A 19,941-nucleotide genomic window follows, 5' to 3' on the forward strand; every position below is an offset into this window, starting at 1 on the left:
CCCCACCCAGGCCGATCGGTCCGGTAGGCAGTACGTCGGAATCCTGGCACAGTCGAATCAACAGACAATCAACAACCTGCGGATGTCGGTGTACATTCGTCCGCGACGCGTACTTTCGTACGTTGCGCACTCCGGGAGAAGAAGGTCCATGCGGGACGGGAGGGGACTGGACGCCGGCGGAGACCGACCGCGCTTCCTGCTGCTCGGTCCGGTTCGCGTCCAACGCGGCGACGACTCCGCGGGGTTGGGCTCGCCCCAACAGCTGGCCGTCGCCTGCGTCTTGCTGCTCAACGCGGGTCGGCTGGTCACCACCCAGCAGCTCATCGACGCGCTCTGGGGTGAGGAGCCCCCGCCGCGCTCGGTCGGCGCCGTGCGGACGTACGTGTCCCGGCTGCGCGCCCTCTTCGAGCCGGGCCGGCCCGCCCGTTCCCCGGGCCGCATCCTCACCTCCGTCGCCGACGGCTATCTGCTCAGGGTCCCGGCGGAAGACGTCGACGCCCTCCGCTTCGAACAGGCCGTAGCCTCCGCCGAGTCGGGCACCGCCGAGGGCCAGGGCGCGCTGGCCGAGGCGCTCGCCCTCTGGGAGGGCGTCCCGCTCGCCGGCGCGACCGGACCGTACGCGGAGGCGGAGCGCCGCCGGCTCGCGGAACTCCGCCTGCGCGCCCAAGAGGCATGGCTGGAAGGCGAACTGTCGCTCGGCCGGGCATCCGACACGGTCGCCGAGCTCACCGCCCTCTCCGCCGAGCACCCGTTGCGCGAGCACCTGCGCGGGCTGCTCATGCAGGCGCTGTACCGCAGCGGACGGCAGGCCGAGGCGTTCGCCGTCTACACGGACACCCGCCGCATCCTGGTCGACGAGCTCGGCGTGGAACCGGGTCCCGAACTCGCAGCCCTCCACGGCCGGATGCTCGCCGGCGACCCGGACCTCGCCCCCGCCCCGCACGCCGAGGGCGTCTCCGCGCTCCCGTTGACCCCAGCCCAACTCCCCATCGACATCGCCGACTTCACCGGGCGCTCCAAGCTGATCAGCGAGCTCTCCGACATCCTGCGGGCCCCCGATTCCCGTACGGTCGTGATCAGCGCCCTGGCCGGCATCGGCGGCGTCGGGAAGACCACCCTGGCGGTGCACACCGCCCACCGCATCCGCAGCGACTTCCCCGACGGCCAGCTCTACGCCGACCTGGCGGGCGCCGGGCCCAGCCCCACCGACCCCGCCACCGTGCTCGGCGACTTCCTGCGCACCCTGGGGGTCCCGGCCCGCGAGGTGCCGGACGGTTCGGACCGGCGCTCGGCCATGTACCGCACCCTCCTGGCCGACCGCCGCCTGCTGGTGGTGCTGGACAACGCCCGGGACGCCGCCCAGGTACGGCCGCTGCTGCCGGGCACCGCCGGCTGCGCCGTCGTGGTCACCAGCCGTGCCCGGATGGCGGGCCTCGCCGGGGTGCGGGCGTTCGACGTGGACGTGATGGAAGAGGACGAGGCGCTCCAGCTCTTCGCCACCATCGCGGGCCCGGAGCGGGTCGCCGCGGAGCCGGAAGCGGCGCGCCAGGTCGTCGGCGTCTGCTCACGGCTGCCGCTGGCGGTCCGGATCGTGGCCTCCCGCCTTGCGGCGCGGCCCGGCTGGACCGTCGCCACGCTCGCGGAGCGCCTCGCCGACCAGCGGCGCCGGCTGGACGAGCTGCACGTGGGCGACCTCGCCGTGGAGGCCACCTTCCACCTCGGCTACACCCAGCTCACCCCCGAGCAGGCCCGCGCCTTCCGGCTGCTGGCGCTGCCGGACGGCCCCGACTTCTCGCGCGCCTCGGCGGCCGCGCTGCTCGGCACGGACGAGTACGGCGCGGAGGACCTGGCGGAGTCCCTGGTCGACGCGGGGCTGCTGGAGTCCCCCGAGCCCGGGCGCTACCGCTATCACGACCTCATCCGCCTCTACGCCCGCCGCCAGTCCGAGCGCCACGAGGACCCGAAGGAGCGCGAGCTGACGCTCCATCGGCTGATGGACCACTTCCAGGCGACCGTCCGCTGCGCCTCCCGGCTGCTGGAGCCGAACGACGTGCTCACCGGGCAGCTGCCGCCGACCACGTCCGAGGGCTGCACCCTGGAGACGCCCGAGGAGGCGCACTCCTGGCTGGCCGCCGAGCACGCTGGCCTGCTGGCCCTGGCGGAGCAGACGGTCAGGGAGCGCACCGGCGGACCGCGGACCGCGGTCGACCTCCTCTTCACCTGGCTGTGGCTGATCGAGGCCCGGATGTACCGGCGCGATCTGGAGCGGGTGCTGACCGCGGCGATCCAGGCGGCCGGCGCCGCCGCGGACCTCCTCTCCGAGATCCGGGCGCGCTTCCTCCTCGGGGTGCTCGGCTACCTCGGCGGCGACTACACGGCGGCCGAGGCCGAACTCCGTTCCGCGGCACAGCTGCTGGCGGCGAGCGACCTCGCGGAGGGCATCACCCGGTACGGGGTGGCCAACACCCTCGGCGTGGTGCTGAGCGCCACCAACCGGCCCGCCGAGGCGATACCCCTCCTCGAGGAGGCGCGCACCTACTGCTCGGACAACCCGCCCGGAGCCGCGCGCACCCTAGCCAACCTCGCCCGGGCGCACCTCGCGGCCGGCCAGCCGGAGCAGGCCCGGGAGACGGTGTCGGAGGCCCTCGTCACGGCCCGGGCCTCGGTCAACCCGATGTCCATCGCGGACACCCTCTACCAGTTCGCCATCGTGCTCCGCCTGACCGGCAGTCCGGACATCGCGGCGGAGCACCTGCGCGAGGCTCTCGTCCTCTACCGGCGCCAGCAGCGGCTCAATTTCGAAGGCCTGGCCCTCGCCCGGCTCGCCGAGTGCAATCTGGACCTCGGCGAGCTGCCGGACGCCATCGCCTGCGCCGAGCAGGCGCTGTCCATCGGCCGTGAGACCAACGGCGCCTACTGCCAAGGGCTCGCCCAGGCGGCGCTGGGCTTCGCCTTCGTCCGCTCCAATCAGACCGAGCGCGGACGGAGCTGCCTCCAGGAGGCGCACGCGATCTTCGCCGGCATCAACGTCCCGGAGTCGGCGACGGTGCTCTCGCAGCTGGACGAACTCGCCGCACACGAGGCCCAGAAGGAGCCGACGCACCCCGCCCGGTGAGCGGCCGCGGCCGGTTCCGCGCGCCCGTCGGCCCTCCAGTCGCGCATCAGGTGTCCTCCCCCTTCTCGCCCGAGCTGCCGGGCAGATGCCCCCCACCGCCGCCCCCGCCGAGGAAGTCCGCCACCGCCGCGGTGAACTCCGCCGACGCTGGCGCCGTCCCGTGATCGCCCGGCACCCAGGCCGGCCCGACCCCCGCCGGCAGCGCCGCGACCAACTCCTCGGCCGAGACCGCGCGCTCGTCCTCCCGCCCCATCGCCACCAGCGCCGGCACCCGCACCTCCGCCAGCTCCTCGGCCGGGGTGGCCACCACCGAGTCCAGCGCCAGCAGCAGCGCGACCGGGTCCTCCCCGGCCTGCCGGTAGTACTCCGCCGCCCGGGCCTCCTTCGACCCCGGCTCGAACTCCCCGGCCGGCTTCGAGAACACCCGCCGCACGAACGCCCCGGCGCCGCCCCCGACCCCCTGCACCTCCCGCAGCCCCTGCCCGCCGAGGAGCGCGCGCCCCGGCGCCGCGCCCCGCACCAGCATCCGCACCGCGATCCGCGCCCCCAGCGAGTACCCGCCGAGGTCGTAGGCCCCGTCCCGCAGCCCCAGGTGCCCGATCAGCGCCAGCCCGTCCTCCGCCAGCACGTCCGCCGGGTACGCCGCCGCCTCGTGCGGCCGGTCGCTCCTGCCATGCCCCCGGAAGTCCGGCAGCACGACCCGCCACCCCCGCTCCGCCAGCGCCTGCGCCTGCCCGTACCGCAGCCACAGCGTCCCGTCCCCCGTGAACCCGTGCAGCAGCACCAGCGGCCGCCCCTCGCCCATCTCCCGATAGGCCAGCCGCACCCCGCCCCGCCCCGAGAAATACGAAACCCCGTCCCCGCCCCCGAACTCCCCACTCACCATGCCCGGAACCCTACCCACCCCCACCGACAGCCCCGCCCGCCCCGGAAAACGAGACCGGCCCCGGCCCGGCGATCTCTCGCCGGCCCGGGGCCGAGTCATACCGAGCGGGCGACGGGAATCGAACCCGCGTAGCCAGTTTGGAAGACTGGGGCTCTACCATTGAGCTACGCCCGCAGGCGCCGGGGCTGTGCCTCGGCGACCGGGGAACAGCGTAGCGGGTCGGATCAGTTGCTTGCACGCCGGTACCGTTCCGCGCGCCGGATCGGCTGCTCGGGAAGCCTGGGGACGAGGGCCCCGGGCCGCCGCGGGCCGCCGCGCGGACCCCCGTTTTCCGGGCCTTTCGCGGCCCCGGACCGCCGCTGCGGAGCGCTGCGGAAAATCTGCCGGGCGCCGGGCGGGGGAGCATGTACGCTACGTCTCGACCTGACGGGGTGTGGCGCAGGTTGGTAGCGCGTCCGCTTTGGGAGCGGAAGGTCGTCGGTTCAAATCCGGTCACCCCGACAAGTGAGAGCAGCACGAGCGGTCAGCAAGCGAGCGGGCCCGTCGCACAGCGCGGCGGGCCCGTCGCCGTTCCCCGCCGGATGCGACTGGCAGCCCGTTCCTGTGGTACCGGTAGGATGGTCCGCTGGCGGGTGTACGTGTGGCGTGTGCACGCTTTGACGTTCTGACCGCCGGCACACCCAGACATGCCAGACATGCAGAGATAGCAGACACATGCAATGGCCCGGGCATCAGCCCGGACACCGCAAGCCCCCAAGGAGACCGAACCGTGAAGAGCGCCGTGGAGACTCTGAACCCGACCCGGGTTCGACTCACCGTCGAGGTGCCCTTCGAGGAGCTCAAGCCCAGCCTCGACGCGGCGTACAAGAAGATCAACCAGCAGATCACGGTCCCGGGTTTCCGGAAGGGCAAGGTCCCGGCCCGCATCATCGACCAGCGCTTCGGTCGCGGTGTGGTGCTGGAGGAGGCCGTCAACGACGCCCTCCCGCGCTTCTACCAGCAGGCCGTCGAGGAGACCGAGGTCGACGTCATCGGCCAGCCCGACATCGACGGCCTGGAGGGCATCGAGAGCCTCGCCGAGGGCAAGGACGCCGAGCTGAAGTTCACCGCCGAGGTGGACATCCGCCCGGAGGTCGAGCTCCCCGACTTCGAGTCCATCGAGGTGACCGTCGACCCGGTCGAGGTCAGCGACGAGGACATCGACAAGTCCGTCGAGCAGCTGCGCGACCGCTTCGCCACCACCAAGTCCGTCGAGCGGGCCGCCCAGGCCGGCGACGTGGTCGTGGTGGACCTGGAGGCCAAGGTCGGCGACGAGGTCCCGGAGGACGGCACCGCGACCGGCGTCTCCTACGAGATCGGCTCCGGCCAGCTCATCGACGGCATCGACGAGGCCGTGACCGGCCTGAAGGCCGACGAGACCAAGACCTTCGCCACCACCCTCAAGGGCGGCTCCCAGGCCGGCCGGGACGCCGAGGTGACGGTCAAGGTCACCGCCGTCCAGGAGAAGGAACTCCCGGAGCTGGACGACGAGTTCGCGCAGCTGGCGAGCGAGTTCGACACCCTGGAGGAGCTGCGCGAGGACTCCCGCAAGCGGCTCACCCGGATGAAGGAGTACGACCAGGCCACCCAGGCCCAGGAGAAGGTCCTTGAGGCCCTCCTGGAGAAGGTCGAGATGCCCTTCCCGGAGAAGCTCCTCAAGGACGAGCTGGAGTCCCGTCGGCACAACCTGGAGCACCACCAGCTGGAGCCGGCCGGCCTGACCCTCGCGGACTACCTCAAGACCGAGGAGAAGACCGAGGAGGAGCTCCAGGCCGAGCTGGAGGAGCAGGCCAAGAAGGGCATCAAGACCCAGTTCGTGCTGGACGCCATCGCGTCCAAGGAGGAGCTGTCGGTCAGCCAGGACGAGCTCACCGAGCACCTGATGCGCCGTGCCGCCTCCTCCGGCATGTCGCCCGACCAGTTCGCCCAGCAGGTCGTCCAGGGCGGCCAGGTGCCGCTGCTGGTCGGCGAGGTCGTCCGGGGCAAGGCCCTGGCGCTGGTCGTCGAGGGCGCCAAGGTCGTCGACACGGAGGGCAACGAGGTCTCGTTCGAGGACGAGGACGAGACCGAGGCCGCCGATGAGGCCGTGGCCGCCGCCGAGGCGGGCGAGACCGCCGGCGAGGCCGCCGCTGACGAGGCCTCCGAGGGCTGATCCAGCGTCAGGGACCCGGGTGCGCGGCGCGCGCACCCGGGTCCTTCGCTTACCGCCCCCGCCGGATCCCCGCGTGCGGCGGTCACCCTGCGCTCACAGCGAACAGTTCTGCGTGGGGGATGGTCGGGCCAGGCCCGCGCGTTAGGGTCCTTGGTAACCACGCGGAAGACGCGTGAGGGGCCCGGACACGCGGGCCTTTGCCGGCCTTCGAAGTAAGACGTCGCGACGACGCCGGTGGCAGCGCCAGCTGCCGCCGATGCCGCCGTCCATCACAACGAGCAGGTGGATACGTGACCACTCCGCAGTTCGAGACTCCCGCGCTTGCGACCCCCCGCGCCGCCGGCGGCGATCTGGCCGGCGCCGCGCTCGGCGACCAGGTCTACAGCCGTCTGCTGAACGAGCGCATCATCTTCCTGGGCCAGATGGTCGACGACGACATCGCCAACAAGATCACGGCCCAGTTGCTGCTGCTCGCGGCGGACCCTGAGAAGGACATCTACCTCTACATCAACTCCCCGGGCGGTTCGGTCACGGCCGGCATGGCGATCTACGACACCATGCAGTACGTGAAGAACGACGTGGTCACCATCGCGATGGGTCTGGCGGCCTCGATGGGCCAGTTCCTGCTGACCGCCGGCGCCAAGGGCAAGCGCTTCGCGCTGCCGAACGCCGAGATCCTGATGCACCAGCCCTCCGCCGGCCTCGGCGGTTCCGCCTCCGACATCCGGATCCAGGCGGAGCAGCTGATCCGCAACAAGCGCCGGATGGCCGAGCTGATCGCCTTCCACAGCGGCCAGTCGGTCGAGAAGATCACTGCGGACTCGGACCGCGACCGCTGGTTCACCCCGCAGGAGGCCAAGGAGTACGGCCTCATCGACGACATCATGGCGAGCGCCGCGGACGTCCCGGGCGGCGGCGGCACGGGCGCCTGACGGCGCGTGCCGCACGGCATGCGCCTCGGCGCCTGATCCGGCGTCAGAACCCGCGCTCCGCTTCCCGACCGGCCGTCCGCCGGCCCTCCCACGAGAGGCTTTGAAGTACCGATGAATCAGCAGCATGAGATGCAGGCCACCTACGACCGCGAGCTCCGCGCCGAGGGGCGGTACATCGTCCCCCGCTTCGTCGAGCGCACCTCCCAGGGCGTCCGCGAGTACGACCCGTACGCCAAGCTCTTCGAAGAGCGGATCATCTTCCTCGGGGCGCAGATCGACGACGTCTCGGCGAACGACATCATGGCCCAGCTGATCTGCCTGGAGTCGATGGACCCCGACCGGGACATCCAGATCTACATCAACTCCCCGGGCGGCTCCTTCACGGCGCTGACCGCGATCTACGACACCATGCAGTACGTCAAGTGCGACGTGGCCACGGTCTGCATGGGCCAGGCGGCCTCCGCCGCGGCCGTCATCCTCGCCGCCGGCACCCCCGGCAAGCGGATGGCGCTGCCGAACGCCCGGGTGCTGATCCACCAGCCGTACACCGAGACCGGCCGCGGCCAGGTCTCCGACCTGGAGATCCAGGCCAAGGAGATCCTGCGGATGCGCTCGCAGCTGGAGGAGATGCTGGCCAAGCACTCCAAGAAGGACGTGCAGCAGATCAGCGACGACATCGAGCGCGACAAGATCCTCACCGCGGAGGAGGCGCTGGAGTACGGTCTGATCGATCAGATCATCTCCACCCGCAAGTCCTCCCTCGCGGGCTGAGGACGCCCCCTCGCGGCCCGGTTCCACCGGGCCCCCGCCGGGATTGAGCCCGGTATCACACGCCCGCGCCCGGCCCCCGTCTTCCATCCGGTGGGCCGGGCCTGGCACCATCGGTGTCGGTCCGCCTGTGTGGACTGCCCCGGCCGGACCCCAACCGTTCGGCGCGCAGTCCGGCTTGTTCGCCCCGGGCGGACGGGCAAGCATCCGAAGTCGGCGGATCGGCGTCCCTGACGGAGTACCGTCGGAAACCACACCAGGCTCCTGCCCACGCGGAGCCGTTGGCGAAGGGGAAGCACCTCGTGGCACGCATCGGTGACGGCGGCGACCTGCTCAAATGCTCGTTCTGCGGCAAGAGCCAGAAGCAGGTGAAGAAGCTCATTGCCGGTCCAGGTGTGTACATCTGCGACGAGTGCATCGACCTCTGCAACGAGATCATCGAGGAGGAGCTCGCCGAGTCCTCCGAGGTGCGGTTCGAGGAGCTGCCCAAGCCCCGGGAGATCTACGAGTTCCTGGACGGCTACGTGGTCGGCCAGGAGGCCGCCAAGAAGGCCCTCTCGGTGGCCGTCTACAACCACTACAAGCGGGTGCAGGCGGGCGAGAACGGCCGGCAGCCCGCGGGCGGCCGGGACGAGGGCATCGAGCTCGCCAAGTCCAACATCCTGCTGCTCGGCCCGACCGGCTCCGGCAAGACCCTCCTGGCGCAGACCCTGGCCCGGATGCTGAACGTGCCGTTCGCCATCGCCGACGCCACGGCCCTCACCGAGGCCGGCTATGTGGGCGAGGACGTCGAGAACATCCTCCTCAAGCTGATCCAGGCGGCCGACTACGACGTCAAGAAGGCCGAGACCGGGATCATCTACATCGATGAGATCGACAAGGTCGCCCGCAAGAGCGAGAACCCGTCGATCACCCGCGACGTCTCCGGCGAGGGCGTCCAGCAGGCCCTGCTGAAGATCCTGGAGGGGACGACGGCCTCGGTCCCGCCGCAGGGCGGCCGCAAGCACCCCCACCAGGAGTTCATCCAGATCGACACGACGAACGTGCTGTTCATCGTGGGCGGGGCGTTCGCCGGCCTGGAGCGGATCATCGAGGGCCGGGCCGGAAAGAAGGGCATCGGCTTCGGGGCGAACATCCGCTCGAAGCACGAGATCGACTCCAGCGACCTCTTCCGCGACGTCATGCCGGAGGACCTGGTCAAGTTCGGGATGATCCCGGAGTTCATCGGCCGCCTCCCGGTGATCACCGCGGTCCACAACCTGGACCGCGAGGCCCTGCTGCAGATCCTCACCGAGCCGAAGAACGCGCTGGTCAAGCAGTACCGCCGGCTGTTCGAGCTGGACGGCGTGGAGCTGGAGTTCAGCCGCGGCGCCCTGGAGGCCATCGCCGACCAGGCGATCCGGCGCACCACCGGCGCCCGCGGCCTGCGGGCGATCATGGAGGAGGTCCTCCAGTCGGTGATGTACGAGGTGCCCTCGCGGAAGGACGTCGCCCGGGTGGTCGTCACCGAGGACGTGGTCCTGGAGCACGTCAACCCGACCCTCGTCCCGCGCGACATCATCAAGCGCGAGCGCCGCGAGAAGAGCGCGTAGCGCGTAGCGGGCGGCCTGTCCTCCCGGCGCGGCTCAGCCGGCGTCGGGGACCTCGTCCTCGGCCCGGATCCTGCGGGCCAGGGCGGCCAGCTCGGACGGGGTGGTGTAGTCCGGCCGGCCGTAGGCGAAGAGCGAGAACTGAGAGGTCTCGCTCGCCCAGTAGCAGTACACCGTCTGGACATAGCCGTCGTTCGTCGACCCGCAGGCCATCGCACCGCCGTGCGACCCCGGGTTCACCGCGGTGGCCTGCGCGAACACGCTGGTCTTGCTGTCCTGCGCAACGATCCGCAGCACGGTGCGGAGGGTCTGGGCGGGGTCGCCGGCGGGCATCCCGTTGTACCCGTAGAGCTCGAAGCCGTTGGTGACGGGGTCGCCGTAGACCCGGCCCGCCCAGTCGGAGGCGGCCTCACCGGCACCGGCACCCACGGAGTCCGGGGCACCCCGCAGCCCCTCCAGGGACGCCGGGGGGTGGAGCCGGTAGGCGCCGGGCTCCGGCGTGCGGAACGGATCGTGCGCCGACCGGGCGCCCGGGGCGGCCATCAGCGCCACCGCCGCCACCGAGGCCAGCGCCGCGCCGAACGCGATCAGCATCGGCAACCATGCTCGCCGCCGGGGGCCGGGCAGGGGCCCGTACGGCGGGGGCGGCGGCTCGGGGCCGAACGGCGGCGGGGCGAAGTCCTGGCCCGGCGGCTGGGGGTAGGGCGCCGAGTACCGCGAGGCGTACGGCGAGCCCGGTGCCGGCGGCACCGGCGGCGGCGGGTACGCGTACGGCGGTCCCGAGGGGAACCACTCGCCGTCGGACGGCCGGTCGTCTGCCGGCTCCGCGAAGCCGCTGGGTTCCTGGGACATGATCGAACATCAGATCCCCTGTCGCGCGGGCGCGCCCGCCTCTTGGCGGAGTCATGGAGAAACCGAGAACGGTCCGTGACCCGACTGTCCGCTTATCCCGCCACCTCCGCCTGCGAGCGGAACGCCTTGGTGGTCGAGATCGCCTCCTCGATCGTCACCGTCTTGTCCGGGTTGGCGAGGATCATCGCGCCGTTGGTGCTGGCGTCCGCCCAGGAGCAGGCGGCCATCTTGCTGCCCTGGTAGTCCACGAGCTCGCAGCGCATCTTCCCGCCGAGCGGCCCGGGGTCGGGGTTCGTCACCTTGGTGAAGGTGGCCCCGTCCGTCTTGAAGAGCGCCTTGGCGAACCGCTGGTCCTGGGTGGCCGAGCCGCCGTAGGAGCCCTGGAACTGCAGCAGCCCGGTGGAGAAGTCCGCCTTCGAGTAGGCGGAGCTCACCGTCGTCGAGCCCGGGGTGACCAGCGTCTTGGCCGCGTCGGTGGTGGCCGAGGTCTTCTTGCCCGGCATCCCCCGGAAGCTCGCCGGCAGCACCAGCTTGTGCGGACCGGAGTCGCCCGCGCTCCCGCTCCCGCCGAAGGCCAGCAGCGCGGCCGTCCCCCCTCCGCCGAGGACGACCACCGCCGCGGCCACGATCAGGCCTGTCTTCAGCCCCCGCCGGTCCGCGCCCGCCGGGGGAGTGGGCGCGCCCGGCTGGTAGCCCTGCTGCGGATACCCGGGCTGCTGGTACCCGGGCTGCTGGTACCCGGGCTGCTGCGGGACCTGCTGGTAGTTCGGGTACGGCGGCTGCTGCGCCGGCGGCTGCTGCGGCTGCCCGTACGCGGGGGCCTGCGGCTGCTGCGGATAGCCGTACTGGCCCGGCTGCTGCTGCGGCGCCTGCGGGTACCCGTACGGACCCTGCTGCGCCGGCCGGCCGTAGGCGGGCGGCTGCTGCTGGGGCTGCCCGTACGGCTGCGACGGCTGCGGCTGCCCGTACGGCTGCGACGGCTGGCCCGGCTGCTGCTGGGGCCATTGCGGCGGCTGTGACGGAGGTTGCTGCGGCTGCCCGTACGGCTGCTGGGGCTGACCGTAAGGGCCCTGTCGAGGGGTCGTCATGACTGCACATCAGATCACTGTCCGTACGGTCGTGAGGATGTCTTCGCCGCTCCCCTCCGCAACCGAAAGCCGTTCGTGACCAGCCCCCAGGGGTCAGTAGACTCTGCGTCGTGACCGACATGACTCAGCGCCCGGACACCCCCGGGACTCCCAGCGCGCCCGAACATCTGCCGACCCAGTACACCCCGGCGGAGGTAGAAGGCCCGCTGTACGAGCGCTGGGTCGAGCGCGGTTACTTCGAGGCCGACTCCAAGTCCGAGAAGCCGCCGTACACCATCGTCATCCCGCCGCCGAACGTCACCGGCAGCCTCCACCTCGGCCACGCCTTCCAGCACACGCTGATGGACGCCCTCACCCGCCGCAAGCGGATGCAGGGCTACGAGGCGCTGTGGCTGCCCGGCATGGACCACGCCGGCATCGCCACCCAGAACAAGGTCGAGCAGCAGCTCGCCGAGGAGGGCAAGTCCCGCTACGACCTCGGCCGGGAGGCCTTCGTCGACCGGGTCTGGCAGTGGAAGGCCGAGTACGGCGGGAAGATCCTCGGCCAGATGCGCCGCCTCGGCGACGGCGTGGACTGGACCCGCGAGCGCTTCACCATGGACGAGGGCCTCTCCCGGGCCGTCCAGACCATCTTCAAGAAGCTCTACGACGACGGCCTGATCTACCGCGCCGAGCGCATCATCAACTGGTGCCCGCGCTGCCTCACCGCCCTCTCCGACATCGAGGTGGAGCACGAGGACCGGGACGGCGAGCTGGTCTCCATCCGCTACGGCGAGGGCGACGAGACCCTCGTCGTCGCGACCACCCGGGCCGAGACGATGCTCGGCGACACCGCGGTGGCCGTCCACCCGGAGGACGAGCGCTACGCCCATCTGATCGGCCGCCGGATCAAGCTGCCGCTCACCGACCGCACCATCCCGGTGGTCGCGGACTCCCACGTCGACCCCGAGTTCGGCACCGGCGCGGTCAAGGTGACCCCGGCCCACGACCCGAACGACTTCGAGATCGGCCGCCGGCACGACCTGCCGTCGCTCACCGTGATGGACGAGCACGCCCGGATCACCGTCCCCGGCCCGTTCGAGGGCCTGGACCGCTTCGAGGCGCGGGACGCCGTCGTCGGCGCGCTGCGCGAGCAGGGCCGGATCGTCGCCGAGAAGCGCCCGTACGTCCACTCCGTCGGCCACTGCTCGCGCTGCCACACGGTGGTCGAGCCGCGGCTGTCCATGCAGTGGTGGGTCAAGGTGGCGCCGCTGGCGAAGGCCGCCGGGGACGCCGTGCGGGACGGCCGGGTGTCGATCCACCCGAAGGAGATGTCGAAGCGCTACTTCGACTGGGTCGACAACATGCACGACTGGTGCATCTCGCGCCAGCTGTGGTGGGGCCACCGGATCCCGGTCTGGTACGGCCCGGCCGGCGAGGTCGTCTGCGTCGGCCCGGACGAGGAGGCGCCCGGCACCGAGGCCGAGGGCTGGACCCAGGACTCCGACGTGCTGGACACCTGGTTCTCCTCCGGCCTGTGGCCGTTCTCCACCCTCGGCTGGCCGGAGCGGACCCCCGACCTGGAGAAGTTCTACTCCACCGACGTCCTCCTCACCGGCCACGACATCATCTTCTTCTGGGTGGCCCGGATGATGATGTTCGGCCTGTACGCGATGGACGGCGAGGCGCCGTTCCACACCATCGCGCTGACCGGCCTGGTCCGGGACGAGCACGGCAAGAAGATGTCCAAGTCCTTCGGCAACGTCGTGGACCCGCTGGACTGGATGGACAAGTACGGCTCGGACGCCCTCCGCTTCACCCTGGCCCGCGGCGCCAACCCGGGCACGGACGTGCCGATCGGCGAGGACTGGGTCCAGGGCTCGCGGAACTTCTGCAACAAGGTCTGGAACGCGACCCGCTTCGCGCTGATGAACGGCGCGACGGTGGAGGGCCCGCTGCCGCCGGTCGAGGAGATGTCGGCGGCGGACCGCTGGATCCTCTCCCGCCTCAACTCGGTGGTCGCCGAGGCCGACGCCTACTACGAGGACTACCAGTTCGCGAAGCTCAGCGACGCGCTGTTCCACTTCGCCTGGGACGAGGTCTTCGACTGGTACGTCGAGCTGTCGAAGACGACGCTGTCGCCGCGGGTGCTGGGCGAGGTCCTGGACGTCACCCTCCGCCTCCTCCACCCGATCGTCCCGTTCGTGACGGAGACCCTCTGGACGGCGCTGACCGGCCGGGAGTCCATCGTGGTCGCGGACTGGCCGGCCGACAGCGGCTTCCGTGACACCGCGGCCGAGCAGGAGATCACCCTGCTCCAGCAGGTCGTCACCGAGGTCCGCCGGTTCCGCGCCGACCAGGGCCTGAAGCCCGGCCAGAAGGTCCCGGCCCGGCTGGACCTGATGGGCACCCGCCTCGCCCCGCACGAGCCGGCGCTGCGCTCGCTGCTGCGCCTCCAGCCGGAGGGCGAGGGCTTCCACCCGACGGCGTCGCTGCCGGTGGCGGGCGCGACGGTGGCGCTCGACCTCTCCGGCGCGATCGACGTCGCGGCGGAGCGCAAGCGTCTGCAGAAGGACCTGGCGGCCGCCGAGAAGGAGAAGGCCCAGGCCGAGAGGAAGCTCGGCAACGAGGGCTTTCTGGCGAAGGCCCCGGAGAACGTCGTGGCCGGTATCCGTACGCGGCACGCGGCGGCCGAGGAGGACATCGCCCGCATCACCCGCCAGCTGGAGACCCTGCCGCAGGCGTGAGCCGGCGGCCGGCCGGCGGCCGAGCCCGGCGCTCGGCCGCCGTCACCGCGCCCACGGTGATCAGAACGCCGGCCGCCGCTCGCCGTGCCGGGTCGCGGACTCGTAGGCGGCGCCGGCGCGCAGGACGCGGTCCTCGCGCCGGGGGGCGGCGACGATCTGGATGCCGACCGGCAGGCCGCCCTCGGTGAATCCGGCGGGGACGGAGAGGGCGGGCACGCCCATCGCGGTGACGAGGTAGGCGGACCGCATCCAGTCCAGATAGGTCTCCATCGCGGTTCCGCGGATCTCCCGCGGGTACTCCAGCTCGCCGTCGAAGGGGGCGACCTGGCTGACCGGCGCGAGCAGCAGGTCGTACGCGGAGAAGAACTCCACCCCCCGCAGGTGGGTGCGGCCGAGCGCGGCGCGCGCCCGGCCGACCTCGGGGCCGCTGAGCTTCAGCCCCTCCTCGACGTTCCAGATCAGGCTGGGCTTGAAGAGCTCGCGGTGGCGCTCGACCAGCTCGCTCATGGCGTCCGCGAAGGTGTGGGCGCGCAGCGTGCGGAAGGCGTACTCGGCCTCGGAGAGGTCGGGGGCGGCGGTCTCGACCCGGGCGCCCAGCTCCTCGAAGACCCGCAGCTGCGGTTCGAGGACGGCGAGCACCTCGGGGGCGACGGGGAGGCCCTGCCCGAGGTCGGGGCTCCAGGCGATCCGCAGCCCGGAGAGCGCGCCCGGCTCCGACGCGCCGGCCAGCAGCGCCGGCCGGCGGAAGGTCTCCCCGGGGGTCTCCAGGGCGGCCGGGCAGCGCGGGTCGGGTCCGGCCAGCACCGACAGCAGCAGCGCCACGTCGGCGACGGTGCGTGCCAGCGGCCCGGCCGTGCCGAGGGTCTCCCACAGCTGGGTCTGCGGGTGGGCGGGGACCCGGCCGGGGGTGGGGCGGAGCCCGACGACGTTGTTGAAGGAGGCGGGGTTGCGCAGTGAGCCGCCCATGTCGCTGCCGTCGGCGAGCGGGACGAACCCGCAGGCCAGCGAGACCGCCGCGCCGCCGGAGCTGCCGCCGGCCGAGCGCGAGCGGTCGTAGGGGTTGCGGGTGCGGCCGAAGACCGAGTTGAAGGTGTGCGAACCGGCCGCGAACTCCGGCACGTTGGTCTTGCCGATGACGATCGCCCCGGCCGCCCGCATCCGCGCGACCAGCAGTTCGTCCTCCTCGGGCACGTGGTCGGCGTAGATCCGGGAGCCGTGGGTGGTGCGCATCCCCTTGGTGAGGTGGGTGTCCTTGACGGCGACCGGCAGGCCGTGGAGGGGGCCGAGCGCCTCGCCGGCCCGGACCGCCCGGTCCGCGCGGCCGGCGGCGGTCAGCGCGCCCTCGGCGTCGAGGGTGACGACGGCGTTGACGGTCTCGTTGTGGGCGGCGATCCGGTCGAGGTGCGCCTGGACGACCTCGCGGGAGGAGACCTCGCCGCTGCGGATCAGTCCGGCCAGCCGGGTCGCGTCGGTGTAGTGGAGTTCGCTGCTCATAGCCGTCCCGTGGTGCCGTGCCGAGAATGCGCTGCCTGCCGCTGAGATGCGGCTCACATCCTGATCGCAATGACGGATACCGTCAATGCGTCCGGGGCTATGAACTTTTCAGTCGATGGCTTCGAGCAGGTGACGGATCAAGAACGCAGAGCCGCCACGACCACATCGTCCGCCCGGCCGTCGCCCGGCCCGTCCGTCAGCCGCCGCATCAGCCGGGTCGGCGTCGCGCTCCGCTTCAGCGCCTCCACCAGCAGATGCGACTGCACCGCCTCGGCCCGCCGCACCCACGGGGAGTCGGTCAGATACGCGTGGAGCGCCTGCTTCGACGGCTGGGCGACGTGCACCAGCAGCTGGTACTCGCCCATCACCGTCGCCGCGTACCGCACCAGCGGGGAGTCCAGCAGGAGCTCCCCGACCTCCTCCACGTCCCCGGGCCGGGTGCGGATCCACAGCATGGCCTCCACCGGCAGCCCCAGCAGCGCCGGCTCCACCGAGGCCCGCAGCACCACCGCCCCCGTCCGGGTCAGGGCCTCGACCTTCCGCCGGGCGGTGGCCTCGGAGACGCCGGCGATCGCCGCCAGCTCCTCGTGGGTGCGCCGGCCGTCCTCCGCCAGCGCCCGCAGGATCGCCGACTCCTCCGAGCTGAGCTCGATCTGAGGCGGCGTCACCGGCCCGGTGGCGTCCGAGCGCGCGGAGGGTGAGGCGTCCCGCTCCAGCGCCGCCACCTCGTCGGGGGAGAGGATCCCGGGCCGCCACTCGTGCACCGTGCGGAAGTACCGCAGCACCGGCGTGACATGCCGGCTGACCAGCCCCGGGAGCCGGGGCACCTCGTCCAGCATGAACTCCGGCAGCCGCTCCGGCGGGCACTGCACCTCGGCGACGCAGTCCGACTCCCCGGCCAGGATGTAGCCGAAGACGGTGTCCGGCCAGCGCGCGGCCGCCAGCGCGGTCTCCCGGACGGTCCCCGGACGGCAGTTGAGCCGCACGATGACGCACTCCCCGCTGGACCACAGCCCGGTGACGGTGACCGCCCCGGACTCGATCAGCCGGGACCCGCGGCGGGCCACCGTCCGGTCGTTCTCACCGAGCGCGGAGGCGATCCGCCGCCAGCTGGCCCGGCCGTCGATCTGCAGCGCGGCGATGATCCGCCGGTCCAGCGCGTCCACGGGACCCCCGTCGTGTCGTCGGAAAGGGACCCCTCGGATCCAACACCCGCGGCCGCCCTCAGATCCAGGTGGTCCACCACATCCTGGCCCGCCAGGCGGTCATCGAGATCTGCTCGGCGGTGTAGATGGGATAGAAGTAGGCGAAGCACCCCATGATCGCCAGCACCAGGACGCCCGCGCAGACCGCGCCGACGCGCCGCCGCTGCACGGTCGCCCGGGCCGGCCCGAGGATCGCCCCCGCCATCCCGGCCACCGCCAGGCACAGGTACGGGGCGATCACCACCATGTAGAAGGAGAAGACCGTCCGGTCCTGGTAGTCGAGCCAGGGCAGCCAGCCGAAGGCCACCGCGCACAGGATGGCGCCGAACCGCCAGTCCCGGCGGAAGGCCCACCGCCACAGGGCGTAGAGGAGGGCGGCGCAGGCCGTCCACCACAGCAGCGGGGTGCCCAGCGCCAGGATGTCCTGGGTGCAGCCGCCGCTCGCCGTGCAGCCGTGCTGCCCGAAGTTGACGGTGTGCCAGTACATCGAGACCGGTCGGGCCATCACCAGCCAGCTCCACGGATTGGACTGGTAGGTGTGGGGGGTGGTGAGGGTGGTGTTGAAGTCCCACATCTGCGCCTGGTAGTGCCACCAGCTGCGCAGGGTCGGGCCGAGCCCGCCGCCCGCCGCCCAGTGCCGGTCCCAGCCGCCGCCGCTGGTGAACCAGCCGGTCCAGGAGGCGACGTAGAGCACCGCGGGCAGCACCACCAGTGCGCCGAGAGCCGGGACGGCGTCCCGCAGCAGCATGGTGGTGTACGGCCGCCGGTCGCCGTACCGCCGCCGGGCGCCGGCGTCCCACAGGACGGTGAGCAGCCCGAAGCCGGCCACGAAGTAGGCGCCGTTCCACTTGGTGGCGCAGGCGCAGCCGAGCGCGACCCCGGCGGCGATCCGCCATGGGCGCCAGCCCCGCCCGAGCCCCGCGGCCAGCCGCTCCCGGGACTTGTCCCGGTCGATCAGCAGGCAGCCGAAGGCGGCCAGCACCCAGAACGTCAGCACCCCGTCCAGCAGCGAGACCCGGCTGAGCACCAGCGACAGGCCGTCGCAGGCGAGCAGCAGTCCGGCGGTGCAGCCCAGCAGCGTCGAGCCGAAGAGCCGCCGGCCGATCCGGGAGACCATCAGCACGCAGGCGGTGCCGAGGAGGGCGGTCATGAACCGCCAGCCGAACGGGCTCAGCCCGAAGACCGCCTCGCCGATCGAGATCACCCATTTGCCCAGCGGGGGATGGGCGATGAACTCGGCGGCCGAGCCGAGCGGGATGTGCTGCGGGTGCGCCAGGATCTGCTTGTTGGCGCTGTCCGGCCAGGTCCCCTCGTAGGCCTGCTTCAGCAGCGACCAGGCGTCCTTGGGGTAGTAGGTCTCGTCGAAGACGAAGTCGTGGGGGTGGCCGAGCGAGACGAACCGCAGCGCGCCCGCGAAGAGCGCGACCAGGACCGGCCCGAGCCAGCCCGCGTTGCGGGAGGCCCAGAGGAGCAGCGGCCCCCGGCTCCAGGTGACCGTCCGGCCGGAGGCGTGCCGCCCCTGCCCGACCGCCGCGGCGTCGGCCGTGCCGTCATCGGAATCGGCGTCCTTGGCGGCAACCGTCATCCCCTGCTCCCGTTCGCCTTCCCCGGCAGTTCCCCGGTCGTCCGGTGGTCCCGGCCCCCGTACGGGGCCGGATGTTCCCGCACGCCCGTGCATCGTAGTGGCGCCGTCTGTGCGCGGGCCTGTGCTGGAGACCGACTGTCGCTCATTAGACTGTGCCGGGTGACGGACGCACGACTGCAACAGGTAGAGGCCGAGCTGGCCACCCGGTGGCCGGAGAACAAGATCGAGCCCTCGCTCGACCGCATCTCCGCCCTCATGGACATCCTGGGGCAGCCGCAGCGCTCGTACCCGGCGATCCACATCACCGGTACGAACGGAAAGACCACCACCGCCCGAATGGTCGAGCGGCTGCTGCTGGAGCTCCAGTTCCGCACCGGCCGGCTGACCTCCCCGCATGTGGAGTCGGTCACCGAACGGATCTCGCTGGACGGCGAGCCGATCTCGGCCGAGCGGTTCGCCGACACGTACCGGGACATCGAGCCCTACGTGAAGATGGTCGACCAGGCCCAGCCGGTTCCCATGTCCTACTTCGAGGTGCTGGCCGGGATGGGCTACGCGGCCTTCGCCGACGCGCCGGTGGACGTGGCCGTGGTCGAGGTCGGCATGGGCGGTTCCTGGGACGCCACCAACGTGATCGACGCGCAGGTCGCGGTGATCACCCCGATCTCCCTGGACCACACCGACAAGCTGGGCAAGACGCCGGGCGAGATCGCGGTGGAGAAGTCCGGGATCATCAAGCCGGGCTCGATCGCCGTCGTCGCCCAGCAGCCGCTGGACGCCGCCGAGACGATTCTGCGCCGGGCCGTCGAGGTCGAGGCGGTGGTCGCCCGGGAGGGGATGGAGTTCGGGGTGGTCCGGCGGGACGTCGCGGTCGGCGGCCAGCTGGTCACCCTGCGCGGCCTCTCCGGCACCGACTACGAGGACGTCTTCCTTCCCCTGCACGGGAAGCACCAGGCGCAGAACGCCGCGGTGGCGCTGGCCGCCGTCGAGGCCTTCTTCGGGGTCGGCGCGGAGGCGCAGGGCCGCTCGCTGCAGATCGAGGGGGTGCGCAACGCCTTCGCCCGGGTCACCTCGCCCGGCCGGCTCGAAGTGGTCCGGCGCTCGCCGACCATCCTGCTGGACGCCGCCCACAACCCGGGCGGGGCGGAGGCCACCGCCGAGGCGATCCGGGAGGCCTTCGGCTTCAACCGGCTGATCGGGGTGGTCGGCGCGACCCAGGGCAAGGACGTCGCCGGGGTGCTTGCCGCGCTGGAACCGGTGCTGGCCGAGGTCGTCGTCACCCGGAACACCAGCCACCGGGCGATGGACGTGGACGCCCTGGCCGAGGAGGCCGTCGAGGTCTTCGGCGCCGACCGGGTGCTGGTCGAGCCCAGGCTCGACGACGCGATCGACGCCGCCGTCCAGCTCGCCGAGGAGGAAGGCGACCTGGGAGGGGCCGGGGTGCTGGTCACCGGCTCCGTGATCACCGTGGGCGAGGCCCGCGTCCTCCTCGGCCGGAAGGACTGACTCT

General features: G+C 72.1%; 13 protein-coding genes and 2 tRNA genes. 8 read left to right on the forward strand and 7 right to left on the reverse strand.

Annotation, left to right across the window (positions count from 1 at the left end):
* The first annotated feature begins 148 nt into the window (after positions 1-148).
* Complete coding sequence (locus BS73_RS25750; RefSeq protein ID WP_051940584.1) at positions 149-3,115, forward strand: AfsR/SARP family transcriptional regulator; 2,967 nt, start codon at positions 149-151, stop codon at positions 3,113-3,115.
* 46 nt (positions 3,116-3,161) lie between these two features.
* Here the strand turns inward: BS73_RS25750 and BS73_RS25755 are convergent, their stop codons facing one another.
* Positions 3,162-4,001, reverse strand: a complete 840-nt coding sequence (locus BS73_RS25755; RefSeq protein ID WP_051940587.1) for an alpha/beta fold hydrolase — start codon at positions 3,999-4,001, stop codon at positions 3,162-3,164.
* 103 nt (positions 4,002-4,104) lie between these two features.
* Positions 4,105-4,175, reverse strand: a tRNA-Gly gene (locus tag BS73_RS25760).
* A gap of 253 nt (positions 4,176-4,428) precedes the next feature.
* On the opposite strand from BS73_RS25760, the gene BS73_RS25765 reads away from it, so the two are divergent.
* From BS73_RS25765 to clpX, 5 genes are all read left to right on the forward strand, one after another.
* Positions 4,429-4,502: transfer RNA gene (locus BS73_RS25765), tRNA-Pro, on the forward strand.
* Positions 4,503-4,770: 268 nt separating this feature from the next.
* Complete coding sequence (gene tig, locus BS73_RS25770) at positions 4,771-6,192, forward strand: trigger factor (protein WP_037576379.1); 1,422 nt, start codon at positions 4,771-4,773, stop codon at positions 6,190-6,192.
* Between the two features lie 290 nt (positions 6,193-6,482).
* Positions 6,483-7,124, forward strand: coding sequence for an ATP-dependent Clp protease proteolytic subunit (locus tag BS73_RS25775; RefSeq protein ID WP_051940590.1), 642 nt, complete (start codon positions 6,483-6,485; stop codon positions 7,122-7,124).
* A gap of 111 nt (positions 7,125-7,235) precedes the next feature.
* Positions 7,236-7,895, forward strand: a complete 660-nt coding sequence (locus BS73_RS25780) for an ATP-dependent Clp protease proteolytic subunit (protein WP_051940593.1) — start codon at positions 7,236-7,238, stop codon at positions 7,893-7,895.
* A 299-nt stretch (positions 7,896-8,194) separates the two neighbouring features.
* Positions 8,195-9,484 (forward strand): ATP-dependent Clp protease ATP-binding subunit ClpX, encoded by a 1,290-nt coding sequence (gene clpX, locus BS73_RS25785; RefSeq protein ID WP_037581114.1) that lies wholly within the window; start codon positions 8,195-8,197, stop codon positions 9,482-9,484.
* A 33-nt stretch (positions 9,485-9,517) separates the two neighbouring features.
* Here the strand turns inward: clpX and BS73_RS37700 are convergent, their stop codons facing one another.
* Together BS73_RS37700 and BS73_RS38890 are read right to left on the reverse strand one after the other, a co-directional pair.
* The gene (locus tag BS73_RS37700) at positions 9,518-10,333 is read right to left on the reverse strand and encodes a hypothetical protein (protein ID WP_037576383.1); all 816 of its coding nucleotides are present in this window, start codon (positions 10,331-10,333) and stop codon (positions 9,518-9,520) included.
* A 92-nt stretch (positions 10,334-10,425) separates the two neighbouring features.
* Positions 10,426-11,421, reverse strand: a complete 996-nt coding sequence (locus BS73_RS38890) for a DUF2076 domain-containing protein (RefSeq protein WP_051940595.1) — start codon at positions 11,419-11,421, stop codon at positions 10,426-10,428.
* A 119-nt stretch (positions 11,422-11,540) separates the two neighbouring features.
* Here BS73_RS38890 and BS73_RS25800 point away from each other — a divergent pair, with 119 nt between their 5' ends.
* Positions 11,541-14,147 carry a valine--tRNA ligase gene (locus BS73_RS25800; RefSeq protein ID WP_037581120.1) on the forward strand — a complete coding sequence of 869 codons (2,607 nt, stop codon included), beginning with the start codon at positions 11,541-11,543 and terminating at the stop codon, positions 14,145-14,147.
* 60 nt (positions 14,148-14,207) lie between these two features.
* Here BS73_RS25800 and BS73_RS25805 read toward each other — a convergent pair whose 3' ends face one another.
* The 3 genes from BS73_RS25805 to BS73_RS25815 form a co-directional block, all read right to left on the reverse strand.
* Positions 14,208-15,641, reverse strand: a complete 1,434-nt coding sequence (locus BS73_RS25805) for an amidase (protein ID WP_084704362.1) — start codon at positions 15,639-15,641, stop codon at positions 14,208-14,210.
* A gap of 137 nt (positions 15,642-15,778) precedes the next feature.
* Positions 15,779-16,807, reverse strand: a complete 1,029-nt coding sequence (locus BS73_RS25810) for an Lrp/AsnC family transcriptional regulator (protein ID WP_084704363.1) — start codon at positions 16,805-16,807, stop codon at positions 15,779-15,781.
* A 58-nt stretch (positions 16,808-16,865) separates the two neighbouring features.
* A complete protein-coding gene (locus tag BS73_RS25815) occupies positions 16,866-18,431 on the reverse strand; it encodes a dolichyl-phosphate-mannose--protein mannosyltransferase (protein ID WP_051940598.1) in 1,566 nt (521 codons plus the stop codon).
* Between the two features lie 159 nt (positions 18,432-18,590).
* Here BS73_RS25815 and folC point away from each other — a divergent pair, with 159 nt between their 5' ends.
* Positions 18,591-19,937: a bifunctional tetrahydrofolate synthase/dihydrofolate synthase gene (folC, locus tag BS73_RS25820; protein WP_235215527.1), complete on the forward strand. Its 1,347-nt coding sequence runs from the start codon at positions 18,591-18,593 to the stop codon at positions 19,935-19,937.
* Positions 19,938-19,941: the final 4 nt, after the last annotated feature.

The sequence above is a fragment of the Phaeacidiphilus oryzae TH49 genome, from assembly GCF_000744815.1.
In the GTDB taxonomy this organism is placed as follows: domain Bacteria; phylum Actinomycetota; class Actinomycetes; order Streptomycetales; family Streptomycetaceae; genus Phaeacidiphilus; species Phaeacidiphilus oryzae.

Bases quoted from the DNA above. Each gene is read 5' to 3' on its own strand.
- BS73_RS25750 (WP_051940584.1), top strand. From the start codon at position 149: ATGCGGGACGGGAGGGGACTGGACGCCGGCGGAGACCGACCGCGCTTC.
- BS73_RS25755 (WP_051940587.1), bottom strand. From the start codon at position 4,001: ATGGTGAGTGGGGAGTTCGGGGGCGGGGACGGGGTTTCGTATTTCTCG.
- BS73_RS25780 (WP_051940593.1), top strand. From the start codon at position 7,236: ATGAATCAGCAGCATGAGATGCAGGCCACCTACGACCGCGAGCTCCGC.
- BS73_RS37700 (WP_037576383.1), bottom strand. From the start codon at position 10,333: ATGTCCCAGGAACCCAGCGGCTTCGCGGAGCCGGCAGACGACCGGCCG.
- BS73_RS38890 (WP_051940595.1), bottom strand. From the start codon at position 11,421: ATGACGACCCCTCGACAGGGCCCTTACGGTCAGCCCCAGCAGCCGTAC.
- BS73_RS25800 (WP_037581120.1), top strand. From the start codon at position 11,541: ATGACTCAGCGCCCGGACACCCCCGGGACTCCCAGCGCGCCCGAACAT.
- BS73_RS25805 (WP_084704362.1), bottom strand. From the start codon at position 15,641: ATGAGCAGCGAACTCCACTACACCGACGCGACCCGGCTGGCCGGACTG.
- BS73_RS25815 (WP_051940598.1), bottom strand. From the start codon at position 18,431: ATGACGGTTGCCGCCAAGGACGCCGATTCCGATGACGGCACGGCCGAC.